Below are 6268 nucleotides of genomic sequence, written 5' to 3' on the forward strand. Positions count from 1 at the left end.
TGGTTTAAACTCTTTGTGTTACATCGATTTGTGAAGACCACAGCTGGGCATAGCGTCCCTGCTGTTGAACTAGCTCATCATGGCTGCCATCTTCTTCAATAATCCCTTTTTCGATCACTATAATCCGATCACAACGACGGATAGTTGAGAGTCGATGGGCGATGATGATGACGGTGCGGCCTTTGCTGATAGCCCGCATATTGTCCTGAATAATTTTTTCTGACTCATAATCCAGAGCCGATGTCGCTTCATCAAAAATCAAGATATTGGGCTGGGTGGCCAGTGCCCTGGCTATGGCCAGGCGCTGAAGCTGGCCGCCGGACAATCCTACGCCGCGCTCACCCAGCTCAGAATTGTAGCCATGGGGCATTTCGGAAATGAAATCATGAGCTCCGGCCAGTTGGGCTGAAGCGATGACTGACTCCATGTCCAGGGTTGGATCGGCAAGCGCAATATTGTCTCGAATAGTGCCATTAAACAGCACGCTGTCCTGAAGGACGACACCGATCTGGCGTCGGATCCAGGCCGGGTTTAATAGGGAAAGGTTGGCACCATCAATATAAATCTTGCCACTTTCTGGTATAAAAAGCCGCTGGATCAGCTTGGTCAGCGTTGACTTACCAGAGCCTGAACGGCCAGCAATGCCGATCACCTGTCCTGCTGGAATGTCCAGGTCAATGCGGTTCAGTACTGCCGGACTCGCAGGGCTGTAGCGAAACACAACGTTTTCAAGCTTGATAGCTCCTTTCATTGCCGGAGGTGAGGGTTGACTTAAATGACTCTGGGGTTCGGTGGGAGCATTGATGATGTCTCCGAGGCGGTCGATGGCAATGCGAAATTGCTGAAAGTCCTGCCAGAGCTGGGCAAGCCTCAGGATGGGGGCGGAGATCTGGCCTGAAATCATATTGAAGGCGATCAGTTCGCCGACCGTCATATGCCCATGAATGACCTCCAGAGACCCTTGCCACATCAACAGGGCGATGACCAGCTTGCTCACCAGCTGCACCGACTGACTGCCGTACATGCCAGTGACCACGGAGCGAAAAGAGGCCTGGGCAAAACCGGCCAGCTGATGTTCCCAGCGCTGTCGCATCTGGGGTTCGATGGCCATGGATTTAAGGGTTTCTACCCCGGTCAGGGTTTCGGTCAGAAAGGCCTGGTTAATGGCACTGCGGTGAAACAATTCTTCGGTTCTCTGGCGCAGGCGGGGAGTAATCAAAATAGAAATGATGATGTAGAACGGAATCGAGCCCATCACGATCCAGGCCAGCCGACTGGAATAGAAGAACATGACCACAATAAACAACAGGCTGAAAAACAGGTCTATGACCAGGGTGAGCGCACTGCTGGTCAGGAAGTTTCGCACATTTTCCAACTCACGCACACGAGCCACAACCTGACCCACCGGTCGACTCTGGAAGAACGCAACAGGAAGTTTCAGCAGGTGCCGGAATAACCGGGTGCCTAATTCAACATCAACCCGGTTGGTGGTATGTGAAAAAACATAGGTTCTCAAGCCATCCAGCGTAACCTCGAACAGGGAAATGGCCAGCAGGGCGATAACCAGTACATTCAGCGTCATTTCTGCCCGGTGAACCAGCACTTTGTCCATCACCACCTGAAAAACAAGTGGCGTCAGCAGGGCAAATAGCTGCATGAAAAAAGAAGCAACCAATATGTCCCTGAACAGTTTTCGAAACTTGACAATAGCCGGTATAAACCAGCTGATATCAAAGTGCTGATTGTTGCCTGGCAGAACACTTCGATCAGTGATTAAAATGGCCTGGCCACCCCAACGACTCCAGAGCTCATCTAAAGAAATGGACTCTGGTCTCATTCCTTCCCGTTGAATTAATGCTTTACCATCACTGATGGCGGCAATAATGAAAAACTGCTCGTTTTTGTCTATGGCAATAAACGGACAGTGTCTTTTAGTTAATCGCTGCCGCCTGATTCTGACTTGTCTGGCTCTTAGTTTGAGTTGTTTGAGAGCCCTGAGCATCGTCAGTGGGGTCAGGTCTTCTCCCTCGGGGCAGAACTCATGTTTGATGACGCTGATGTCGATGGTTTTCTTCAGGTATTGCATCATCAACAAAAAGCAAAACAAGCCACTTCCGGCAGATGGCTCGGTATCAGCATCTGTAGTGCTCATTGGAAATATCCTTAAGTCCTGATTTGTGTTGCCAAACGACGCTTTAACCTGAAGGTGCAATCCCGTAATACGTTACAGCTGTTCAGTTGAGTCTCACAGTGTAGACATCTCCGCTGGTTTCGTTACAAATTTTTTGCATATGTATTTTGGGCATCGTTAAAAGTTCTTTTGCAGGCAGACTCTCAATTAAGCGTGCTACTTTATCGAATGGGCGTAAATTCCGTAATTTGAGAGGGGGTCAACTTGAATACTGATATTGTACGTAAGGTTTCTGCCTGCTTTGCTGCGCTCAGGGGCTGTACTTGCTGTACCGTTATTTTTCTGGTTCTTGGTACACCTTCGCCTGGGTTTGGGCTGACACTGGTTGACAACGTGTTGTTGCGTGAAACCTACCCGTTTGCCAATGAGACTCAATGGTTTGGAGCTCCTGCGGGCGTGGCATTATTTGCCCAAAAAAACAATACGACAATAGTAGTTTTAAACGACAGAGGGCTTTGTCTTGCGTTCCATTGTTCAGAGGATTCTGACCCGTGTGCGGTGCAAACGAAGACCCAGCTATCACCCAACTCAAGACAACATCGAAGTCTGGTTAAAAATGAAAACTGCTTCTACGTAGCCAGTGATTCAGGTGAAGAGGGAGGAAATATTGGCAGCTTCAGTTGGGAACAAGGGCAGCTGACCACCGGCCCTCAGGTGACGTTTGCTGGTGTTTCATCGCTTGAGGTGAGCCCTGATGGCAAATGGCTCGCGGCTTGCTCTCTACTCATGGGTGAGCTGCGGATTTACCAGCAGGAAAAAAACTGTCAAACAGGATCATTCCAACGCTTTGGTGGGCAAAATCACTATCTTTTTCGCCAAGGCTGCTCCTCAGCCCGTTTCAGCAAAGACAGCACGCAATTGTGTGTCAGTTGGGCGTCTGACAACCAGATAGCCTGCTTTAAGCAATCAGCTGGAGACTGGCGGCCAGTAACCGTACTGACACCGGCTATCGGCGACGCTGTTATTGACCAACCCGTTGGAGCCATCTTCGCAGATGCACACTTGTTGGTTATCCATAGAGGTGGAGAGTTGGTTTTATGCCCTCTTGAGGTTGCTAATCAATTCACTGGCACGGGCCCAGCTCACTATTCCTATCAGACTCTTGGCTGTCGCTTGCATTCCCATCAATGCCAAACCGCGCCTGGCAAGCCGACCTTGACCCAACCGGTTTGCTCATTTGGTGCCTGTGAGAATGCTATTTTTTCATCGAATGGGGAAGGCGTTGAGAATACCATCGAGTCAAGCTGGCCAGACCTGGGAGAACTGGATGAAATCCGACAATACGACAATAAAACTTTTTTGATTGCTGGCGAGCTGGGCCTGCACGTTGTTCAGCTTGGCAATGGTAGCCTCTGTTATCAAACAACCCTGACCAGTCGCGATGGCAGTGCCGGTTGGCCGGGAAACCGAATTACCTTTGACTTCAGTGGTGACCTGCTGGTGTTCGGCAATCGCTTTGATCATTCCGTCCATCTCATGAGGATTCATCAAGCGGCTCAGCCCCTTGAGTCGTTTTCGCCACCGCTGGTTGCTTCAGTGATGCCGCTACTGACCACGTTGTTTAACGCTGTTGTTATTTTGCGATGCTGGTGACTCACCTTTAAGCCGGGCATCGCACGAGATCACCGCTCTTTTGTTCTGTTATTTTTGATATCAACACCAAGGTATTTAAAACAATTTTGCGGTCCTTGTTGGCTGCAATATGCGTATCCAATCGCCTTCGGTATTCTGAGAGCATGATGTGGGATAGTTGGCTCCTCATGCCCAGATTCGCGATTTTCAGAGGCATCTTCAGTGGCCGTATTTGCAGCTTCAAGGGCATCTGTAGTGGCCATCATATTTGTAGCTTCAAGGGCTTCTGCAATGGTTGTATTTGTATCTTCAGAGGCATCTGCAATGGTTGTATTTGCAGCTTCAGGGACATCTACGACGGTCGTATTTTCAGCTTCAGTGACATCTACGACGGTTGTATTTTCAGCTTCAGTGACATCTACGACGGTTGTATTTTCAGCTTCAGTGACATCTACGACGGTCGTACTTGCAACTTCAGGGACATCTACAGTGGTCGTATCTATAACTTCAGGGGCAGGCCAGGCCAGGGTTAAGCTTAAACTAGAGCCTGTACTACCTGGTGCCGGGTACACCAGCGTCTGGCTCACTGCATTTGATTCAGGATCAAACTGAACCATTAAACTTGCTGGCGTTGATGGTCGATCCTGGCTTTCAGGGCGATTAGAGATATTTTCTATGTGATCGTCGGATGAGGTCTCGTGATTGAGTTCATAGGTTCTCATTCTTGATCGATACCATTTAATCAGACCGCAACCGCCACAGCCTACTATGGCCAACGATGGCACCAGGGCAGCGATCACCCGTTTCAATATTCGGTAGTTGTAATCCGCTGGTTTTACGTTGACCACTGTTCGTATTTGACTGAACTGGCTGTGCGGGTTAGCTGCTGTTACCGTCAGGGGCCATCTTTCTGATAATGCCCAGCCACCGCTTTTTTTACTCAAAGGGGTATCACTCTCGGGGTTGAGCACTAAACTTTCGTTTTGCCAAATAAACGGGCAATTGCCTTCATGGCCTTCACACTCAACCCTGACGATCAATTGAGAATAATCCTTGTTGTCTGACTGATTGGGGTCTGTCACATTCATAAGCCCTACTACGAATCGGTTATTTTCCATATCGGATTCATCGTAGTCATATTCAGGAGGATCCTGCCATTCTGTGAATAAAGGGGGCGAGATGAGTTTCAGGGTATGGAGGGTACCTCGTTTGCCTATCACGGCTATTTTTCTGCCATCCGGGCTGGAAGCTATGCTGGTGAGTGCCTGAGGCATGTTTCGAAGGCCAATAAGTTGAGCCTCCTGAGTTTCCCACTGATTTTCCTTGTTTAAAACCACCAGATGAACGAACCGGTCGGTAGAGGCAATAAAGGCGGTGCTGGCATCATCGGGCAGTCCGGCAATGGTGACATCCTGTACTCCGAACCAGCTGTCCACTTTCTCAAGATCTTCCGGGTTGGAGACTGATTGCAACAGATACAATTGTTCCTGGTCGTATCGAAAAATCAGCAGGGTTTGGGTTTCGGCAGCGACCACAGCAAGGAAGCGTCCATCCGATGACAGTGTCATACCAACAATGTCTTTTAGAGCCGGAATGTCTGAAGATGAAGCGAGAGTGCGATTCCGCCATTGATTCTCCTGCCAGTCTTTGTCCACTTTAATCAGCGAGCTCATCATGGCTATACCATTGTCGCCTTCCTGTATGTCATTCAGAGCCGCAATATATGTCAGGTTCGACTGTGGCACAGTGACCACCGAGCCTGCTTTTTGCCCCAGGTATTCGGCTAACGGCTCGCTGAAGAGAGAGTCTTGCACGGGAGGCGAGGTGGCAAGGACATCTGACCATTTTTGAACAACGTTAAGGTTATTGAAATCAACTAAAAAGCGGGATCTGGAATCAGTAGCATTATTAACAGTCAGCAGAATATGGGAAGCGTTATAGAAGGAAACAGAACCCTTATAGGTATTCAAGGGTTCCTCACTGGCAGCCAGCTCGCTGGAATTCATTAAAAGCAGACGATGTTGCCAGGTTTCGTCGCCAGCACTGGAGCTGGCAATCCATGTAATAGCAATAAACATAAGAGCAAGAATGGGAAAAGACGTCTTTGTTCTTATATTTTTAGATTTTATAATTAAAAAAACTAAAGAGTCAGTGCCGACTTGATTCGTATCGCGGTCTTTTCGATAGATACGACGAGTTCGGTGGTTCATAGACAACGCCCCCCTGAATCAGGCCATCAGCCTGAAAATAAAACACACCGGCTGGAAAATTAAACCCTGTTGTACTGTAATCAATCACCAATAAGTCTGGCGTGGTACTCGGATTACATAGCGTCAGTCAAAGGTCCTTGACCCTCGGAAATGATAGCAGATATTCATTTCAACCTGAGGGCCTCATAAAAATAATATTATTGTCGTTTATATTTTGTCTTTTTCAGCATATCGACGCTGATTACGGAAATGCAAAAAGGCTATCACAAAAGCTATCGCAAAAGGTTTTTAAAAA

3 protein-coding genes are annotated in these 6268 nt (G+C 48.4%); 1 reads left to right on the plus strand and 2 read right to left on the minus strand.

All coding sequences use genetic code 11. From position 1 onward, the window contains the following. Positions 1-4: 4 nt before the first annotated feature. Positions 5-2152, minus strand: a complete 2148-nt coding sequence (locus K7B67_RS03380; protein ID WP_252178972.1) for a type I secretion system permease/ATPase — start codon at positions 2150-2152, stop codon at positions 5-7. A 243-nt stretch (positions 2153-2395) separates the two neighbouring features. On the opposite strand from K7B67_RS03380, the gene K7B67_RS03385 reads away from it, so the two are divergent. Then, positions 2396-3784 carry a WD40 repeat domain-containing protein gene (locus tag K7B67_RS03385; protein ID WP_252178973.1) on the plus strand — a complete coding sequence of 463 codons (1389 nt, stop codon included), beginning with the start codon at positions 2396-2398 and terminating at the stop codon, positions 3782-3784. A 29-nt stretch (positions 3785-3813) separates the two neighbouring features. On the opposite strand, the gene K7B67_RS03390 is transcribed toward K7B67_RS03385, so the two are convergent. After that, positions 3814-5973: a hypothetical protein gene (locus K7B67_RS03390; protein ID WP_252178974.1), complete on the minus strand. Its 2160-nt coding sequence runs from the start codon at positions 5971-5973 to the stop codon at positions 3814-3816. Between the last annotated feature and the right edge of the window lie 295 nt (positions 5974-6268).

This window comes from Endozoicomonas sp. 4G (genome assembly GCF_023822025.1).
Taxonomy (GTDB): domain Bacteria; phylum Pseudomonadota; class Gammaproteobacteria; order Pseudomonadales; family Endozoicomonadaceae; genus Endozoicomonas_A.

What these genes read in the sequence shown, in the direction of transcription:
- K7B67_RS03380 (WP_252178972.1), bottom strand. Translation starts at nt 2,152, where the DNA reads ATGAGCACTACAGATGCTGATACCGAGCCATCTGCCGGAAGTGGCTTG.
- K7B67_RS03390 (WP_252178974.1), bottom strand. Translation starts at nt 5,973, where the DNA reads ATGAACCACCGAACTCGTCGTATCTATCGAAAAGACCGCGATACGAAT.